Annotated in this window: 18 protein-coding genes; all 18 read left to right on the forward strand. The window is 64.4% G+C overall.

Annotation, left to right across the window (positions count from 1 at the left end; translation table 11 throughout):
* Positions 1 to 28: 28 nt before the first annotated feature.
* Positions 29 to 292, forward strand: a complete 264-nt coding sequence (locus tag FJW07_RS14010; protein ID WP_246680755.1) for a DUF2312 domain-containing protein — start codon at positions 29 to 31, stop codon at positions 290 to 292.
* The gene (locus FJW07_RS14015) at positions 292 to 1,605 is read left to right on the forward strand and encodes an MT-A70 family methyltransferase (RefSeq protein ID WP_140857034.1); all 1,314 of its coding nucleotides are present in this window, start codon (positions 292 to 294) and stop codon (positions 1,603 to 1,605) included. Before FJW07_RS14010 ends, FJW07_RS14015 begins: the two co-directional genes overlap by 1 nt.
* Positions 1,602 to 1,979, forward strand: a complete 378-nt coding sequence (locus FJW07_RS14020) for a hypothetical protein (RefSeq protein ID WP_140857036.1) — start codon at positions 1,602 to 1,604, stop codon at positions 1,977 to 1,979. The genes FJW07_RS14015 and FJW07_RS14020 overlap by 4 nt, the downstream gene beginning before the upstream one ends.
* Complete coding sequence (locus FJW07_RS14025; protein WP_140857038.1) at positions 1,976 to 2,368, forward strand: HNH endonuclease signature motif containing protein; 393 nt, start codon at positions 1,976 to 1,978, stop codon at positions 2,366 to 2,368. The genes FJW07_RS14020 and FJW07_RS14025 overlap by 4 nt, the downstream gene beginning before the upstream one ends.
* Complete coding sequence (locus FJW07_RS14030) at positions 2,365 to 5,265, forward strand: DNA methyltransferase (protein ID WP_140857040.1); 2,901 nt, start codon at positions 2,365 to 2,367, stop codon at positions 5,263 to 5,265. Before FJW07_RS14025 ends, FJW07_RS14030 begins: the two co-directional genes overlap by 4 nt.
* Positions 5,262 to 5,459, forward strand: a complete 198-nt coding sequence (locus tag FJW07_RS14035) for a hypothetical protein (RefSeq protein ID WP_210239875.1) — start codon at positions 5,262 to 5,264, stop codon at positions 5,457 to 5,459. Before FJW07_RS14030 ends, FJW07_RS14035 begins: the two co-directional genes overlap by 4 nt.
* Positions 5,452 to 5,748, forward strand: a complete 297-nt coding sequence (locus FJW07_RS14040) for a hypothetical protein (RefSeq protein WP_140857044.1) — start codon at positions 5,452 to 5,454, stop codon at positions 5,746 to 5,748. Before FJW07_RS14035 ends, FJW07_RS14040 begins: the two co-directional genes overlap by 8 nt.
* Entirely contained in the window at positions 5,745 to 6,038 is a 294-nt protein-coding gene (locus tag FJW07_RS14045; RefSeq protein WP_140711114.1) for a hypothetical protein, read from the forward strand. Before FJW07_RS14040 ends, FJW07_RS14045 begins: the two co-directional genes overlap by 4 nt.
* The gene (locus FJW07_RS14050; RefSeq protein WP_140857046.1) at positions 6,035 to 6,331 is read left to right on the forward strand and encodes a hypothetical protein; all 297 of its coding nucleotides are present in this window, start codon (positions 6,035 to 6,037) and stop codon (positions 6,329 to 6,331) included. The genes FJW07_RS14045 and FJW07_RS14050 overlap by 4 nt, the downstream gene beginning before the upstream one ends.
* Positions 6,328 to 6,879: a hypothetical protein gene (locus FJW07_RS14055; protein WP_140857048.1), complete on the forward strand. Its 552-nt coding sequence runs from the start codon at positions 6,328 to 6,330 to the stop codon at positions 6,877 to 6,879. The genes FJW07_RS14050 and FJW07_RS14055 overlap by 4 nt, the downstream gene beginning before the upstream one ends.
* A complete protein-coding gene (locus tag FJW07_RS14060) occupies positions 6,880 to 9,078 on the forward strand; it encodes a DNA cytosine methyltransferase (RefSeq protein ID WP_140857050.1) in 2,199 nt (732 codons plus the stop codon).
* The gene (locus tag FJW07_RS14065; RefSeq protein ID WP_246680749.1) at positions 9,075 to 10,196 is read left to right on the forward strand and encodes a helix-turn-helix domain-containing protein; all 1,122 of its coding nucleotides are present in this window, start codon (positions 9,075 to 9,077) and stop codon (positions 10,194 to 10,196) included. The genes FJW07_RS14060 and FJW07_RS14065 overlap by 4 nt, the downstream gene beginning before the upstream one ends.
* Positions 10,165 to 10,848 (forward strand): transcription termination/antitermination protein NusG, encoded by a 684-nt coding sequence (locus FJW07_RS14070; protein ID WP_246680750.1) that lies wholly within the window; start codon positions 10,165 to 10,167, stop codon positions 10,846 to 10,848. The genes FJW07_RS14065 and FJW07_RS14070 overlap by 32 nt, the downstream gene beginning before the upstream one ends.
* A gap of 113 nt (positions 10,849 to 10,961) precedes the next feature.
* Positions 10,962 to 11,255, forward strand: coding sequence for an HNH endonuclease (locus FJW07_RS14075; RefSeq protein WP_140857054.1), 294 nt, complete (start codon positions 10,962 to 10,964; stop codon positions 11,253 to 11,255).
* A gap of 84 nt (positions 11,256 to 11,339) precedes the next feature.
* Positions 11,340 to 11,819, forward strand: coding sequence for an AraC family transcriptional regulator (locus tag FJW07_RS14080; RefSeq protein WP_140857056.1), 480 nt, complete (start codon positions 11,340 to 11,342; stop codon positions 11,817 to 11,819).
* Between the two features lie 61 nt (positions 11,820 to 11,880).
* Positions 11,881 to 13,512, forward strand: a complete 1,632-nt coding sequence (locus FJW07_RS14085; RefSeq protein ID WP_246680751.1) for a terminase TerL endonuclease subunit — start codon at positions 11,881 to 11,883, stop codon at positions 13,510 to 13,512.
* 6 nt (positions 13,513 to 13,518) lie between these two features.
* Complete coding sequence (locus FJW07_RS14090) at positions 13,519 to 14,799, forward strand: phage portal protein (protein WP_140857060.1); 1,281 nt, start codon at positions 13,519 to 13,521, stop codon at positions 14,797 to 14,799.
* Positions 14,777 to 15,631 carry a head maturation protease, ClpP-related gene (locus FJW07_RS14095; RefSeq protein ID WP_181182625.1) on the forward strand — a complete coding sequence of 285 codons (855 nt, stop codon included), beginning with the start codon at positions 14,777 to 14,779 and terminating at the stop codon, positions 15,629 to 15,631. Before FJW07_RS14090 ends, FJW07_RS14095 begins: the two co-directional genes overlap by 23 nt.

Genomic DNA, 15,631 nt, shown 5'->3' on the forward strand with positions numbered 1-15,631 from the left:
CGAGCGCCGCTTGGAGGCGACCGAAGAACTGCAGGCGGCTGAAACGACCAGCACGGCTCAGACCGTCGCGGCCGGGCAGCTTCGCACCATCATCGAGCGGATCGAGCTGCTCGAGGAGGAAAAGAAGGACGTCTCCGAAAGCATCAAGGAAGTCTATGCCGAAGCGAAGGGCACCGGCTTCGACACCAAGGCCATCCGCACCATCATCCGGCTGCGCAAGAAGGACCAGGCTGAACGGCAGGAGGAAGAGGCAATCCTCGACCTCTACAAGGCCGCGCTGGGGATGGTCTGATGAAGTATCAGCTGCTGCCCCGCCTGTCGGCCGAAGAATACGCTGCGCTCGAACGCTCGATCATCGCGCATGGCGTGCTGGTGCCGGTCGAATATGACGAGGAAGGCGAGATCATCGACGGCCATCACCGCGTCGAGATCTGCGAAAACCTCGGCCTGGTCGACTGGCCGCGCTTCGTTCGCAAGGGGCTTTCGGAGGTCGACAAGCGCACGCTGTCACGCGAACTGAACTTTGCCCGGCGCCACCTGACGACGGCGCAGAAACAGGCGGTGATCGCCGACCAGCTGCGCGACACGCCGTCGATCTCGTCGCGCGCTATCGCCGCGATGCTCGGCGTCGACCACAAGACGGTTTCTGCCGTGCGCGGCAAGCTCGTGAAGGGTGGGGAAATTCCCCACCATGACGAAGTCGAAGGCAAGGACGGCGTGCGCCAGCCGGCGACCAAGCCAATCAAGACTGCCTTCGTCCCCGACCAGCCGAATGTACGCGAATACATGAAGGGCGCGAAGATCATCCGCGCCGAAAAGCAGAAGCTGTCGCACACCGTGCGCCTGGCGCACATGGATATGGTCGCGGAAACCGGCCGCGCTTCGGCGCCGCAAAAGCTCTCGCGCGTATATCCGGTCTACTATGCCGATCCGCCCTGGCGCTTCGGCGTGCGCTCGGAAGTGACCGGTCGCGAGAAGAGCGCGGAAAACCATTATCCGACGCTGCCGACCGACGAGATTTGCGAGCTTCTTTCCGGCCTGATCGGCGGGGAGCATCCGGCCGTGTGCTTCCTGTGGGCCACCAACCCGATGCTGCTCGACGGCCTGCGCGTGCTTGAGGCCTGCGGCTTCGCCTACGTGCACCACTGGATATGGGACAAGGAAGTCGCAGGCACCGGGTATTGGGGCCGCGACAGGCATGAGCTGCTGCTGATCGGCCGCCGCGGCGACATCGCCGCGCCACTGCCCGGCACCCAGCCTGAAACCGTCTATCGCGAGCGCAAGGGCAAGCACTCGGCCAAGCCCGACTTCTTCGCCGAGCAGATCGAGAAGCTGTTTCCCGGCGTCGCCAGGCTGGAGCTGTTCGCGCGCACCGCGCGGCCCGGCTGGGACGCGTGGGGCTTCGAAGCCGATCCATCGAAAGGTCCAGTGGACCTTTCGTCGGCTGAGAAGGCCGGGAAGATTGCGGAGCAATCGGGGTCGCCGGCGGCGGCGCCTTCGTCGGATTGGAGCGCCGATCCCCGGCTCATCGAGATCGGCCGCAAGGCCTCTGAGGCAGCGGAAGGCAAGCCAAAGCGCCGCGCCAGAAAGGCGGTGCCAGCATGAACCTCACCTGGTCAAAGGGCGCGGTCAAGATTGCGCTGTCGCAGGGCGGTGGGATGACCGTCGACGCCGATATCATCGGCGGCCTTGCGGTGAGTAAAGCCGTCGATGCCGAATTGCTGGATGGAACACCGTGCTTCACCGTCACCCACCTCGCCACGGGCCGGCGAGCGACGCATCATTTCCGATTTGACAGCATGGCCGATGCGAGAGCCTGCGCCGAAGCACTCGCTCATCTTCCGGTCGACTGGGAAGAGGCCAATTCGCCAACGTTCAAGAAGCAGTGGCTTGTGGAGGCTGTCACGGCCATCTCAGCTTTGTGCGGCGGCTTCCTTGTCGAGTCTCCTATGGACGGACCAGCGGGAGGTCACGCATGAGCGACCGCCGCGCCCTTATCCGCGACCGGATATTCGCCTGCGTCGAGATCGTCGACATGGGCTACATCACGCCTTGCCACATCTGGCGCGGTCCCGATTCCGGAAGCGGTCGCGGTGGCGGCTACCCGCGCATGGCGCTCGATGGCCAGACGATGGCCGTCCACAAGGTCAACTGGACCAACGAAAACGGGATCATTCCCGGCAAGAAGCAGCTCGACCACAAATGCCGCGTGCGGCTTTGCATCCGCGAAGATCATCTGGAACTGGTCACGCATCTGCAGAACCAGAAGCGGCGCGACCTGGCCAAAGGCATCGCGCCGAAGCGTAAACGCCGCAAGCGCAGGGCGCTGCCCTCCTCTGCCACGGCTATGGAGGGCATGCCGGCATGAACGCGCCTCTCGCCCACCCGATCGCCGACGATCCTTATCTCGATTTCCTGCGCCGCAAGATGCAGCTCGCCAAGGCGGACGGCTTCGACGTCGCCCCGGAGGACATCAACCCGGCCGGCGCGCCACATTGCCGGGCCGTCGTGCGCTGGGCGCTGAAGGGCGGCAGCCGCGCCATCTTCGCGTCGTTCGGCCTGCACAAGACCTTCATGCAGATCGAGCTGATGCGCCTGGTTGGCCAGTTCGAGCCGGGCCTTCGGCTGATCGTCATCCCGCTCGGCGTGCGGCACGAGTTCTTCGCCGAGGCGGAAGAGCGGTTCCAGGGCGAGTCCGGCGTCACGCTGAAATTCATCAAGTCCAACGTCGAAATCGAAGGCGAGGACCTGATCTATCTCACCAACTACGAGAGCGTCCTCGCCGGCAAGATCGACGTGTCGCGCTTCGTCGCGGCCTCGCTCGACGAGGCGGCGGTGCTGCGCGGCTACGGCACCAAGACCTTCCAGACCTTCCTGCCGCTGTTCAAATCGGTGCGCTTCAAATTCGTCGCCACCGCGACGCCGTCGCCGAACCGCAGCAAGGAACTCATCCACTATGCCGGCTTCCTCGGCGTGATGGACACCGGCCAGGCGCTGACGCGCTTCTTCCAGCGCAACTCGGAATCGGCCGGCGATCTGACGCTCTTCCCACACAAGGAAGACGAGTTCTGGCTGTGGGTGCACAGCTGGGCGGTGTTCCTGCAATCGCCGGCCGACCTCGGCTTCGACGATGCCGGCTATGTGCTGCCGGCCGTGACGGTGAACTGGCACGAGGTGCCGATCGACCATTCGACGGCCGGCTACGGCCGCGACGGGCAAGGCCTGCTCATCCGCAACACGGCGCTCGGCGTCACCCAGGCGAGCGCGGCCAAGCGCGACAGCCTGCCCGCCCGCATCGCCAAGATGTCGGAACTGATCGCGCAGGATCCGGAAGCGCACAGCGTGCTGTGGCACGACCTCGAGGACGAGCGGCGCGCGATCGAGGCGGCGGTGCCGGACGTGCGCTCGATCTATGGCTCGCAGTCGATCGAGGCGAACGAAGAAAATGCCGTCGGCTTCAAGCATGGCCGGTTCCGGCATCTTGCCACCAAGCCGGAGATGTCGGGCGCTGGCAACAATTTCCAGAAGCATTGCCATTGGGCGATCTTCGTCGGCATCGGCTTCAAGTTCCACGATTTCATCCAGGCGGTGCACCGCATCGTGCGCTTCGGCCAGCGCCAAGAATGCCGCATCGACATCATCTATTCGGAAGCCGAGCGCGAGGTGCGCCGCAACCTCGAAGGCAAGTGGGCCGAGCATGAGCGGCTGATGGCGCGGATGGCGGAGATCATCCGCCGCTATGGCTTGGACGGGCTGCCGCTGGACGACGTGCTGCAGCGCTCGATCGGCGTGGCGCGGCGCGAGGAGCGCGGCGACGGTTTCATCATCGCGCACAATGACGCGGTGCTGGAGGCGCGGCGCACGGCCGACGCGTCGATCGGCGAGATCATCACCTCGATCCCCTTCGCCAATCATTATGAATACACGGCGAGCTACAACGATTTCGGCCACACCGACGACAATGCGCATTTCTGGGCACAGATGGACTTTTTGACGCCGGAGCTGCTGAGGATCCTGAAGCCCGGTCGGCTCGCCTGCATCCACGTCAAGGACCGCGTGCTGTTCGGATCGGTGACCGGCGAAGGCGTGCCGACCGTCTCGCCTTTCCATGCCGAGGCGATCTTCCACTACCTGAAGCACGGGTTCCAGTACATCGGCATGATCACCGTCGTCACCGACGTGGTGAAGGAGAACAACCAGACCTACCGGCTGACCTATTCCGAGATGATGAAGGACGCCACCAAGATGGGCGTCGGCTGTCCGGAATATGTGCTGCTCTTCCGCCGGCCGCAGAGCGATCTCTCGCGCGGCTATGCCGATGAGCCGGTGGTGCATGACAAGCCGCTGGTCTACGCGGACGGAACGAAAAGAAAAGGGCTCACCGGCACGCGGGAAGACCACGGCACCGAGCTGACAATGCGCTGGAGCGACGGCGACCGGCGCGCCCAGGTGCCGGGCAGCGGCTATACGCTGGCGCGCTGGCAGCTCGACGCGCACGCTTTCTGGCCGTCTTCCGGCGACCGGCTGATGACGACCGACGAGCTGGTGCGGCTCGGCCCGAAGCCGCTGCGCGAACTGTTCCAGCGCTCATTCGAGGGCGCGATCTACGATTTCGAGAAGCATGTGCAGCTCGGCGAGGAACTGGCCGCGCGCGATGCTTTGTCGAAGACCTACATGACGCTCGATCCGCGTTCCGGCGATCCGGGCGTCTGGCACGACGTCGTGCGCATGCGCACGCTGAATGGCGAGCAGGCTCACCGCAATCTCGAAAAGCATGTCTGCCCGCTGCAGTTCGACATCGTCGACCGGCTGATCGACCGCTACAGCAACGCCGGCGACATCGTCTATGACCCGTTCGGCGGGCTCATGACGGTGCCCTACCGCGCCATCCTGAAGGGGCGCCGCGGGCAGGCGTCCGAGCTTAGCGCGACCTATTTCAGCGACGGCCTGCGGTATTGCCAGGAGGCGGAGCGCAAGCGCGCCATCCCGACCATGTTCGACATGCTCGGCCTCGACGACATCGATGCCGCTATCGCGGCGGAGGCTGGCAAGAAATATCGACAGGCAATCGCGGAAACGATCGCGGAAGCTAAGGCAGGCGACAACCGACGCACGTTGCGTGCGCTTCGCGATCAGTTGTTGGCCTTGTCCGATTCCGACCTCGACCGCGAATGGAACGGTTTCGATGACGGCTTGCTATACGCCTACAGCGAGGACGGCGACGAGCTCGTGATCGGCGACGACATCGCGGAGGCGGCGGAGTGATGCGCGATCCGATCACCGCCTTCGGCCTGTTCGTGCTGGCGCTGTTTCGCCGTCCGCTGCCGTCATATGAGATCGTCACGACGCCGGCGGGGCCGATGATCGTGACTCCGGGCGCCGTGACGGCATCGGACATGGACGCGTTGCGCCAGGCGCTGCAGCGCCAGATCGCCAGCGACGAGGCCCGCCATGCCTGATCCCTTCGACCGCGTCCGCTTCGCCGCCACCGTGCGCCGCCGCCTCGACGGCATCTCGGGCCGGGCTGCCGTGGCGACCTGGCCGACGCTCAACGTCGCCATGATCAGCCGCGCCAGGAATGGCGAGAACCTGACCATCGGCAGCTTCCTGGCGCTCTGCAAGGCGCTGCGCCTTCGCCCGATGGACTTCCATGTCGACGGCGCGAAACGCCGCCGTGTGACTCGAAAAACCATTCTGCAACAGGCTGTTACAGCGTCTGTGCCATGTGAAACACGGAGCGCACCATGACCGACACCATGCTGCCGATGCTGCGCCAGCTCTACAATGCCGACGGCAACCAGGCGCGCGCCGACATCCTTTTGCGCATACCGGATTCTGTGCTGCTCAAATATCGCGGCTCGATCGTCGAAGCGTGCCGGCGGGCATCGTTTGAGGTCGGCTTGGCCTTCGTCGACATGCGTACATCCGCCCTTCTCGCGGTCCGCGATGCGACTGGCCAGGTGCCGCCAGAGCGAGCCGCGATGGTGGAGCGTTATCGGCGCGCGCTGGTGGGTTTCGTCAATGGAGGCGCGTCGTGACCGCGCCTGTCGAAAACCGGATCGAGGGCAAGCTTGCCCGCAAGCTGGCCCCTGTGGTGCGCGAAATGCTGCTTGCCGAGATCGAGCGGCTGGCGGCCTCGACCGTGGCGAAGCCGAAAGCCTCGAAGGCCGATGACGACATCATGGAGGCCTGCCGCATGGTGGCGAGCGCTGCCGACGGGCTGGCGCACGCGAAGTTCGGCCCCGGCGAGATCGCTGCGCGCAAATCGCTGGAGCGCGCCGCCACCGTTCTCGGACGCGCCATGCGCAAGCACGGGCGGATGCCCGGATGAACGCGCATGCGCTCTCGCCCGATGCCACCAGGCTCAAGGCCATCAAGGTCGCGATCGACGCGCTCGGCCCGTGCGACTGGACGCGCGCGCATGACGAGACCGGCGCGCTGATCGAGGCGCGCGGCGATTATGGCGAGCGCTATGTGCTTGCCCGCTTCGGCGATCATGCCAGCGTCGACGAGGTCGCCTTCGTCTGCGGGGCGCCGGACACGGTGCGCTTCCTGCTTCACCTTCTGGCGCGCGCGTTTTCCGAAATCCATGAACTGCGCGGCGAGCCTGTGCGCCGGAACAAGCCCGTGGGTGAGCCGGCAGCGGACAAGAACTTCGCGGCCGAGTGCGCCCTGAAATGCCAGGACGCGCGCTTCAAGGTCTACCTCGAAGAACGGCACGGGCTGGAACGGCCATTGACGGATGACCGCGTGGCGCAGCGCGTGCGCTCGATCCTCGGCGTCACCTCACGAAAACAACTCAACGACGGCGGAGCGCCGGCCGAAGCGTGGAAAGCGCTGCGCGCCGATTTCGCCGCATGGCTGAAGGCGGGACGATAGATGCTTCTGGATTTCGAACCGCGGCTCGCGCAAGCCGACTATCCGCCGCTGATTATGGACAGCTTCGCCGGCGGCGGCGGCGCCTCGACCGGAATCGAGATGGCGCTCGGCCGCTCGCCCGACATCGCCATCAACCACAATCCAGTGGCGCTTGCGCTGCATGCCGCAAACCACCCAGAAACGCTGCATCTGTCGGAAAACGTGTACAAGGTCGACCCGCTCGACCATGTCGCTGGAAGGCATGTCGGCCTCGCCTGGTTCTCGCCGGACTGCAAGCACTTCTCGAAGGCGAAGGGCGGCAAGCCGGTCGAGCGCAATATCCGCGATCTCGCCTGGATCATTCCGGGATGGGTCGATCGCATCCAGCAGAGTGGCGGTAACGTCGACGTGGTGATCCTCGAAAATGTGGAGGAGTTCCGCGACTGGGGCCCGCTGCGCGAGACGGAACGCGGCCTGATGCCGGATCCAGAAGCGCGCGGCGAGACCTTCCAGAAATGGTGCAAGGCGCTGCGCCGCCTTGGCGGCAAGATCGATTGGCGCGAGTTGCGCGCCTGCGACTATGGCGCGCCGACAATCCGAAAGCGGCTGTTCGTGATAGTCCGCTTCGACGGACAAAAGATTGTGTGGCCGAAGCCGACGCATGGCAAGCCTGACGATCCGGATGTGATTGCCGGCCGCAAGCAGCCGTGGCGAACGGCAGCGGAAGTCATCGACTGGTCACTGCCATGCCCTTCGATCTTCGACACCACGGAGGACGTGTTCGCCAAGTATGGCCTTCGCGCCGTGCGCCCGCTCGCCACCGCGACGATGAGCCGGGTCGCGCGCGGGGTAGATCGTTATGTGCTGAAGGCGACGCGACCGTTTCTGGTCGACGTCGCGCACGGCGAAGTATCACCATCCGGCGTGAAGCGCTGGGGTCATGGCTTTCGCTCTGTCGATGATCCGCTCTCGGTTGTGACGGCTGGCGGCATAAACCACGCTGTCGTGTCGCCGTCCGTCATCCGCTTCAACACTGGCGCGACCGGCCACGACGCGCGCGAGCCGATGGCGACCGTCACCGCCAACAGCTTCAAGAAACGGCCTGGCGGCGCGGCGCCGCTCGGCGTCGTCGCGCCCGTGCTGACTTATGGCCAGCAGGGTGGCGGCATTCGCAGCGTGGAAGATCCTGCGCATACCATCACCGCCAGCGCCAAGGATCAGAATGCGGTGATCGCGCCGACGCTGATCCAGACCGGCTATGGCGAGCGCGAAGGCCAGTCACCGCGTTCTCTCGATATCGACGCACCGCTCGGAACGGTCGTCGCAGGCGGCGTGAAGCATGCGCTTGCGGTTCCGACCTTGATCGGCTGCGGCGGACGCGCCGGGCAGAGCCGCCCACGCGGCGGCGACGAGCCGACGGCTACGGGAACGGCAAAGGCGGACGTCTGCCTCGCAACAGCGTTCCTGACCCAGAACAACTATCAGGAAACCGGCCACGACGCACGCGAGCCGGTCTCGACCATCGTCCAGAAGGGCTGCACGCAAAGCGTGGTCGCGGCCCATCTTCTCAACATGAAGGCCAGCGATCGGCGCGACGGGCCTCTCGATGCACCGCATCCGACAGTGACCGCCGGCGGAGGCAAGGGCGGCGGCACCGCCGTCGTCGCGCCGCACCTGATGACGATGCGCAATGCGCAGAAGGCCTATTCGTCCCCCGACGAGCCTGCGCATACGGTGACGGCCGGCGGCGCCGGGCTGACAGTCGTGGCGCCGTTCATGCAGAAATATTACGGCACCGGCGACGGCGCTCGCGTCGACGAGCCTTGCCATTCGGTCACCACGAAAGATCGCTTTGGCTTCGTCGAGGGCGAGATCGGCTGGCCGCCGTTTAGCGAAGCGCAATCGGCTCGCGCCCGTCAGGTCGCCGACTTCATGCGCGAGCAGGGTTTCTGGGACGAGCGCGAGTTCGTCACCGTCGAGATTGAGGGCGAAGTCTTCACCATCGTCGACATCGGCATGCGCATGCTGACGCCGCGCGAGCTGTTCTGCGCGCAAGGCTTCCCGGCCGATTACATCATCGACGTCGACTATGCGGGCAGGCCGCTGGCCAAGAGCGACCAGATCGCCTGCTGCGGCAACAGCGTGGCACCGCCGATCGCCGCCGCCCTCGTCGCTGCCAACTGCGGCCACCTGGCGCGCTACCGGGAGGCGGCGGAGTGACTGGCCCTCGCCTATCCATCATTCCAGCGCGCGCGGCGACCGACAGGTCGCTGAAACCGCGCGACCTGCAGGTGCTTTGCGTGCTTGGGCGCCATACCGACGATCTCGGCTGGTGCCGCAAGAGCCAGGTCAAGATGGCCGACGAGATGGGCTGCGCGCGCTCGACGGTGTTCGAGGCGATCGAGCGGCTGGTCAAGGCCGGCTATCTTGAGCGCTACGAGCAGGAGGAGGAAAACGGGCGCGACAGTCCGCATGTCTATCGCGTCATCCTCGATCCGAAGCATGCCGATCCGCGCAGCGTGAAAGAGGCCGATTGCGACCAGGATGACCCCTGCCGACAGCCCGGCACCCCTGCCGGTATATCGGCACCCCCTGCCGGTCCAGAACCGGCACCCCCTGCCGGCCCAGAGCCGGCACCTAAGAACGACCCTCTTAGAACGACCCACCAGAACGAATCCGAGAGAGAGCGCACGCGTGAGGAAGAAAAGGCAATCGAGCGCTGGCTGAAGAAAACGCATCCGGCCTGGCCGAGCTATATCAGCGACAGCGGGCCGAAGGCGCTGGCCGAGGCTCGAAAGCTGACCGACGCGGAGCGCGACGCCGCGGCCGACCGCATGGCCGATTACGTGGCCAGCGCCAAGGTCGGCGGCCGGACCGTGATCTGCACCTTCGCCGTCTACCTCGCCGAGAAGCGCTGGGAGAAGCTGCCGCCCAAGGCGCAGCCGGCAGCGGAGGCCGACGACTATGCGCCGCCATTCGGGCCGGTGTGGATGGCATGGGTGATGGCGCACATGCTCGACGGCCCGACCAATCCTGCGGCGACGGCGTTCGCTGAACGCTGGCCGCACCTGTTCAAGCTGTTCGGCATGGCGCGCAGCGGCAAGGGCTATCGCTTCGGCGAGCGCTGGCATGCGCTGAAAGGCCAGATGGTCGCGGTGCCGGTCGACATGCCGCAGTGGAACGACTGGAAGGCGCTGTTCCAGCAGCGCGGCTGGCCATGGCTGCCTGACCCTGGCCGCGTGGCCTACTTCCCGGTTGGCGGACCGGTCGGACTGGCAGCATTCGAACAGGCATTGCGAGGGAACCATGATGCGGGCGGACGTGCAGCGGCTGAGTGAGCGTGAACACGTCTTTGTCGATCGCTCGACGGGAGAGATCATCAATGTCGATCGCGCCTGGCAGAAGAGCGACAAGCGAATCGCATTGCGCCGGCGGGAGCAGGCGATGCTCGCGGCGGCGGGGATGGATGGCCCGGAAGCGCATTGGTATGTGCTGCAGGTGAAAAAGGGCCTCGACATTGCTGTGGATAAGTCGCTCGAAGATGCAAAGATCGAGCGATGGATGGCACAGGAAACCGTCGTGGTCCGTCGTCGTGGCCGCTACGGAATGATGCGTCCAAAGACCAAGACGGTGCCGTTCCTGCCCGGCTACATCTTCGTGAATGTGGTGTGGTGCCCGCCCTGCTGGCATGCGCTTTCCGGCATCAAAGGCGTTGAGGGCGTGCTCGGTGGCGCTGAACGTCCAGCTCCAGTTCCTGAGGCTAAGATGTTGAAACTTCGTGCTGATGTCGAACACGATCCAGAGGCCATCAAGGCGATGATCAGGTCGTTCGATGTTGGCGATCAGGTCAGCGTCGATGACGGTCCATTCGCCTCGTTCCCTGGCGTGGTGAAGTCGGTAGACGACAGAGGCCGAGCGCAGATCGAGGTAATGCTCTTCGGCCAATTTGTCTCGGTCGACCTCGACCTTGCGCAAATCAGCAAATCGTAATAGCGAGTCTGTCCCTAGGACGAGCTGAAAGTGTCGCACTCCCGAAAGGGCTGGAAGCGCCATCAGCCCCAGGCGAAGCACCCCAGCTTCGCCGCAATGGATAAGATTCCAGCATGAGCAGCAACGCAGCGCCTTGGCGGCGCTGGTATAAGACCGAGCGTTGGCAGCGGCTGCGCGAGCGCATCCTGGTGCGCGACCTCTACACCTGCCAAAAGACTGGCGTGCTGCTGATAGGCAAGCACCCCGCACCCAACAGCCCGGTCATCCACCACGACAAAGAGCATCGCGGCAACGAAGCGCTGTTCTGGGATGAGGCCAACCTGATCGCAGTCTCGAAGGAATGGCACGACAGCGAGGCGCAGAAGGCAGAGCAGGCCAGCTTGCAGCAACGCGGCGTCTGGCACTGACGGTCGACCGGAGGGGGTGGGTCGAAAGTCTGGGAGCCCCTCCCCGCCGGACCCGCGTCCCCCACATTCGGAGATTTTTTTTCGATGGAGCCGAATTTTGACCTGTTCGGTCATCCGGTTCGTGAGGGCTTCGGCAATCGCGGCCGTCCGCCGTATGAGCCGACCGAGAAAGATCGCAACAAAGTCAAGCTCTTGCTGGCTTTGGGCTGGGCAAACCAGCGGATTGCCAATGCGCTCGGCGTCTCCCCGGCGACTTTGAAGCGGTATTTTAGAGCCGACATGCGCGAGCGTGACGCCATGCGCGATCGGCTCGATGCTCGCCGCTTCGAGATCGCACTGGAGCAGGCGAACGCCGGCAACGTCACCGCCCTGCGCGAGCTTGGCGCGATGATCGACCGCAACGACCGCATGTCGATCGAGGCTTCCATGGGCAGGGGTCGCGACGAGGACAAGACGAGCGAGAAGGTCGGCAAGAAGATCGTCGACGAGCAGCGCGCCCATGCGGCCGACGCCGATCTGATGGCCGAGCTGGAAAGCGAAGCGGCGCAGAATGCCCGCCATTGAGGCGTTGCCGCGCTTTGCCTGTCCGGACTGGTGGGAGCGCATTCAAGCCGGACAGACGCCGATGGCAGACGTTCCGCTCAACCAGGAGAAGGCGGCCAAGGCGCTGGCTTTCTTCAACCGGCTGAAGCTACCGGATGTGCCGGGCACTCCGCCGCTTTGGCAGGCCTGCGGCGAGTGGTTTCGCGATATCCTCGTCGCCTTCCTCGCCAGCGAGGATCCGGAGACGAAACAGCGCCTGGTCTGGGAACTGCTCTGCATGGTTCCCAAGAAGAACTCGAAGACGACCTATGTGGCGGCGCTCGGACTGACCGCGCTGTTCATGGAGGAAGCGCCCAACCGGCAGATGCTGATCGTGGCGCCTAGCCAGAATATCTCGGAGCGCTGCTTCAACCAGGCGCAGGGTATGATCAGGTTGGACCCTCGCCTCGATGCGATCTTCAAGGTGCAGGATCACATCAAATGCATAACCCGGCGCAAGACCGGCACCGAACTGAACGTCAAGACTTTCGATACCTCGATCGTCACCGGCGAAATCCCGGTTTTGACGATCATCGACGAGTTGCACGAGCTGGGTAAGAAGGCGAAGGCCGCGGCCGTCATGCAGCAGATACGCGGCGGCGGCATCACCATGCAGGGCGGCCAGACCCTGATGATCACGACCCAGTCGGACGAGCAGCCGGCCGGCATCTGGAAGACGGAACTCGACAAAGCGCGCAGGATCCGTGACGGCAAGGGCGGCAGCGCGCCGATCATGCTACCGGTCCTCTACGAGTTCCCGGCCGAGTTGCAAAAGGATCAGTCCTACTGGCGCGACCAGCGGCACTGGAAATACCTATTGCCGAATATTGGCCGCTCGATCAGCCCGCAACGCCTGATCGAAGACTATGAAAACAACGGCTCGGCCACCAAGGAAACCGAGCAGATATGGGCAAGCCAGCATCTCAACATCGAGATCGGCGTCGGCCTCTCCGACGAGGGCTGGCGCGGCGCCGATTATTGGGAGCAGCGCGCCGATCCGTCGCTCACCCTGGAATCACTGATCGCCCGCTCCGAGGTCGCCGTTGTCGGTGCCGACGGTGGCGGCCTCGACGATCTGTTCGGCATCTGTGTCATCGGACGCGAGAAGGTCACGCGTCGATGGCTCGTCTGGGCGCACGCATTCGCGCACCCGAAAGTCCTCGAGGTGCGCAAGGAAATCGCGCCGCGGCTGCTCGACTTCGAAGCGGAACGTTCGCTGACGATCTGCGAGGTCTCGGTTTACATCGCGCGGATTGCGGAAATTGCAGCGCAGGTGCGCGACGCCGGTCTCCTGCCGGAGAAGAACGCCGTCGGCTTCGACCCTAACAACATCGCCGCCTTCGTCGACGCGCTTGCTCTGAAGAAGATCGAAGGCCTGATGCTCCATCGCTTGCGCCAAGGCCCGGCGCTATCGCCGGCGCTCTGGGGCCTCGAGCATAAGCTGAGCGACGACACGATCAGTCATGACGGATCCGACATGATGGCCTGGTCGGTCGGCAATGTGAAGATCGAGGTCAAGGGCAACGGCAACATGGCGACCAAGCAGGCCGCCGGCCGCACGAAGATCGACCCCGTAATCGCCATGCTGTGCGCGGCGATCCTGATGAGCTGGAACCCGGAAGCTCACGGCGGCCCGTCCGTCTACGAAGAGCGCGGCATCTTGATGGTGGGATGAGAGCGGATGAGCATTTTTGACTGGTTTCGCCGCTCCGGGCTGGCGCCGGAGGCCGCAAGCTCCGCCGTCCATGCCATGGCAGGCGAGGCCGCGCAGTTCTACGGCATGGACGATCCGCGCCTGCTGGAATTCATCCGCAATGGTGGCGAAGGGCTGACCGAGGCGGGCCTGTCGATCACTGCAAAGGCGGCAATGAAGAACCCGACGGTTCTCCGCTGCGTGTCGCTGATCTCGTTTTCCATCGGCATGCTGCCGCTGCATCTTCACCGCAAGGCGGACAGCACGATGGCCGACGACCATCCGCTGTTCCGGATCCTGCATCGGAGGCCGAATGCCTGGCAGACGGCCTTCGAGTTCCGGTCGCTGATGCAACAGAACGCGCTCGGCGCGAGCGGTTCCGGTCAGCGCGGCGACGCCTTCGCGCTGATCGTGCGGAGCGGCACCCGCATCATTCAGCTGGTCCCTCTGCCTACCGATCAGGTGACGACGCGGCAGAAAACCGACTGGTCGCTGGAATACGTGTACAACAAGCCGAACGGCGGCCAGGTCGTTCTGCCGCAGACGGATGTCTTTCATCTTCGCTACGGCCTGTCCGAGGACGGCATAAGCGGCCTTTCGCTGGTGAAACAGGCAGCCGAGGCGATTGCGCTGGCGATCCAGACGGAAAAGGCCGCAGCGCGGCTTTTCCGCAACGGCATGGTTGTCGGCGGCGCGCTGAAGCACAAGGATAAGCTCTCGCCGGAAGCCTACGAGCGGCTGAAATCGAGCATGGAAGCTCGCGAGGGCGCGGCCAACGCGCATAAGTGGCTAATCCTCGAAGAGGGCATGGATATAACTCCTGGCGGCACAAGCGGCCGTGACAGCCAGGCCATAGAGCAGCGCAAATATCAGGGGGAAGAGATTTCCCGCCCCTTCGGCGTACCGCGTCCCTTGCTCAATCTCGACGAGACGAATTGGGGCACGGGCGTCGACGTGCTTGGTCAGTTCTTCGTCCGGTTTGGCCTCAATCCATGGTTCGAGGCGTGGCAGCAGGCGATCGTGCGCTGCCTCCTCACCGAAAAGGAAGCAGAACTCTACGAGCCGAAATTCAACGCCGGCGCTCTTCTGCGCGGTTCGATGAAGGACCAGGCCGAGTTTTTCGCCAAGGGCCTTGGCGCCGGCGGCCAGCAGCCCTTCCTCGAGGTCGACGAGGTGCGCGGCTGGCTCGACCTCCCGCATAGCGACAATCTTCCACCGCCTCTTGGCCAATCGAATGGAGCGGCAAATGAGCCTGCGAAACCTGCCTGAGATTCAGGCCTTCCAGAAGCCGGCTTGGCTCAACTTCGAGGCGCCGGATCAGAACGTCGAGGCGTTCGATCCCGCCATCGTCGCGGCTGGGGAAGCCGACGACGGCGTCATCTCGATCTATGGCCAGATCGGCCTCGACCCGATCACCGGAACCGACAACAGCGAACGCCGGATCACCGCCGCGCTGCGTTCGATCGGAAAGCGTGACGTGACATTGAATATCAATTCGCCAGGCGGCAACTTCTTCTCCGGCCTTGCGATCTACAGCGTGCTGCGCGCGCATCCGGCAAAGGTAACCGTGAACGTGCTGAGCATGGCCGGCTCAGCCGCCTCCGTGATCGCCATGGCTGGCGACAAGGTGCTGATGGCCGACGGCTCCTTCATCATGGTCCACAACGCATCTGGCGTCGTCATCGGAAACAAGTTCGACGCGAAGGATGCGGCCGATCTGCTCGGCCAGGTCGATGACTCGATGGCCGAGATTTACGCCGCGCATGCAGGTGTCGAAAAGTCCGTTGCGGCCGGCTGGATGGACAGTCGCCGCGGCGACGGCACGATGTTCAATGCCGCCTCGGCAATCGAGAAAGGCCTCGCCGATGGCAAGCTTGCCGCCGGCGCCGTCAAGGTAAAGGCGGAACTTGCAAAGCCAGTGCCACGCGAGCGCATCGCGGAGAACGCGCTTATGGCAGCAACCAACATGTCTGCGCAGGAGGCAAAGGCCTTCATCGCAGAGCTGAAATCCGGGACGCGAGATGCTCCGGTAAACGTCACGCGCGACGCTGACGATCTCATGGCTGCCATCGAGCAGCTTCGATCCACAATCCGGTCATAG

Origin of the sequence: Mesorhizobium sp. B3-1-9 (assembly GCF_006439595.1) — a bacterium.
Taxonomy (GTDB): domain Bacteria; phylum Pseudomonadota; class Alphaproteobacteria; order Rhizobiales; family Rhizobiaceae; genus Mesorhizobium.

Excerpts from the sequence above, each read along its gene's own strand:
- FJW07_RS14055 (WP_140857048.1), top strand. The coding sequence starts at position 6,328 with ATGAACGCGCATGCGCTCTCGCCCGATGCCACCAGGCTCAAGGCCATC.
- FJW07_RS14060 (WP_140857050.1), top strand. The coding sequence starts at position 6,880 with ATGCTTCTGGATTTCGAACCGCGGCTCGCGCAAGCCGACTATCCGCCG.
- FJW07_RS14040 (WP_140857044.1), top strand. The coding sequence starts at position 5,452 with ATGCCTGATCCCTTCGACCGCGTCCGCTTCGCCGCCACCGTGCGCCGC.
- FJW07_RS14045 (WP_140711114.1), top strand. The coding sequence starts at position 5,745 with ATGACCGACACCATGCTGCCGATGCTGCGCCAGCTCTACAATGCCGAC.
- FJW07_RS14075 (WP_140857054.1), top strand. The coding sequence starts at position 10,962 with ATGAGCAGCAACGCAGCGCCTTGGCGGCGCTGGTATAAGACCGAGCGT.
- FJW07_RS14070 (WP_246680750.1), top strand. The coding sequence starts at position 10,165 with ATGATGCGGGCGGACGTGCAGCGGCTGAGTGAGCGTGAACACGTCTTT.
- FJW07_RS14080 (WP_140857056.1), top strand. The coding sequence starts at position 11,340 with ATGGAGCCGAATTTTGACCTGTTCGGTCATCCGGTTCGTGAGGGCTTC.
- FJW07_RS14090 (WP_140857060.1), top strand. The coding sequence starts at position 13,519 with ATGAGCATTTTTGACTGGTTTCGCCGCTCCGGGCTGGCGCCGGAGGCC.
- FJW07_RS14030 (WP_140857040.1), top strand. The coding sequence starts at position 2,365 with ATGAACGCGCCTCTCGCCCACCCGATCGCCGACGATCCTTATCTCGAT.
- FJW07_RS14095 (WP_181182625.1), top strand. The coding sequence starts at position 14,777 with ATGAGCCTGCGAAACCTGCCTGAGATTCAGGCCTTCCAGAAGCCGGCT.
- FJW07_RS14025 (WP_140857038.1), top strand. The coding sequence starts at position 1,976 with ATGAGCGACCGCCGCGCCCTTATCCGCGACCGGATATTCGCCTGCGTC.
- FJW07_RS14085 (WP_246680751.1), top strand. The coding sequence starts at position 11,881 with ATGGCAGACGTTCCGCTCAACCAGGAGAAGGCGGCCAAGGCGCTGGCT.
- FJW07_RS14015 (WP_140857034.1), top strand. The coding sequence starts at position 292 with ATGAAGTATCAGCTGCTGCCCCGCCTGTCGGCCGAAGAATACGCTGCG.
- FJW07_RS14020 (WP_140857036.1), top strand. The coding sequence starts at position 1,602 with ATGAACCTCACCTGGTCAAAGGGCGCGGTCAAGATTGCGCTGTCGCAG.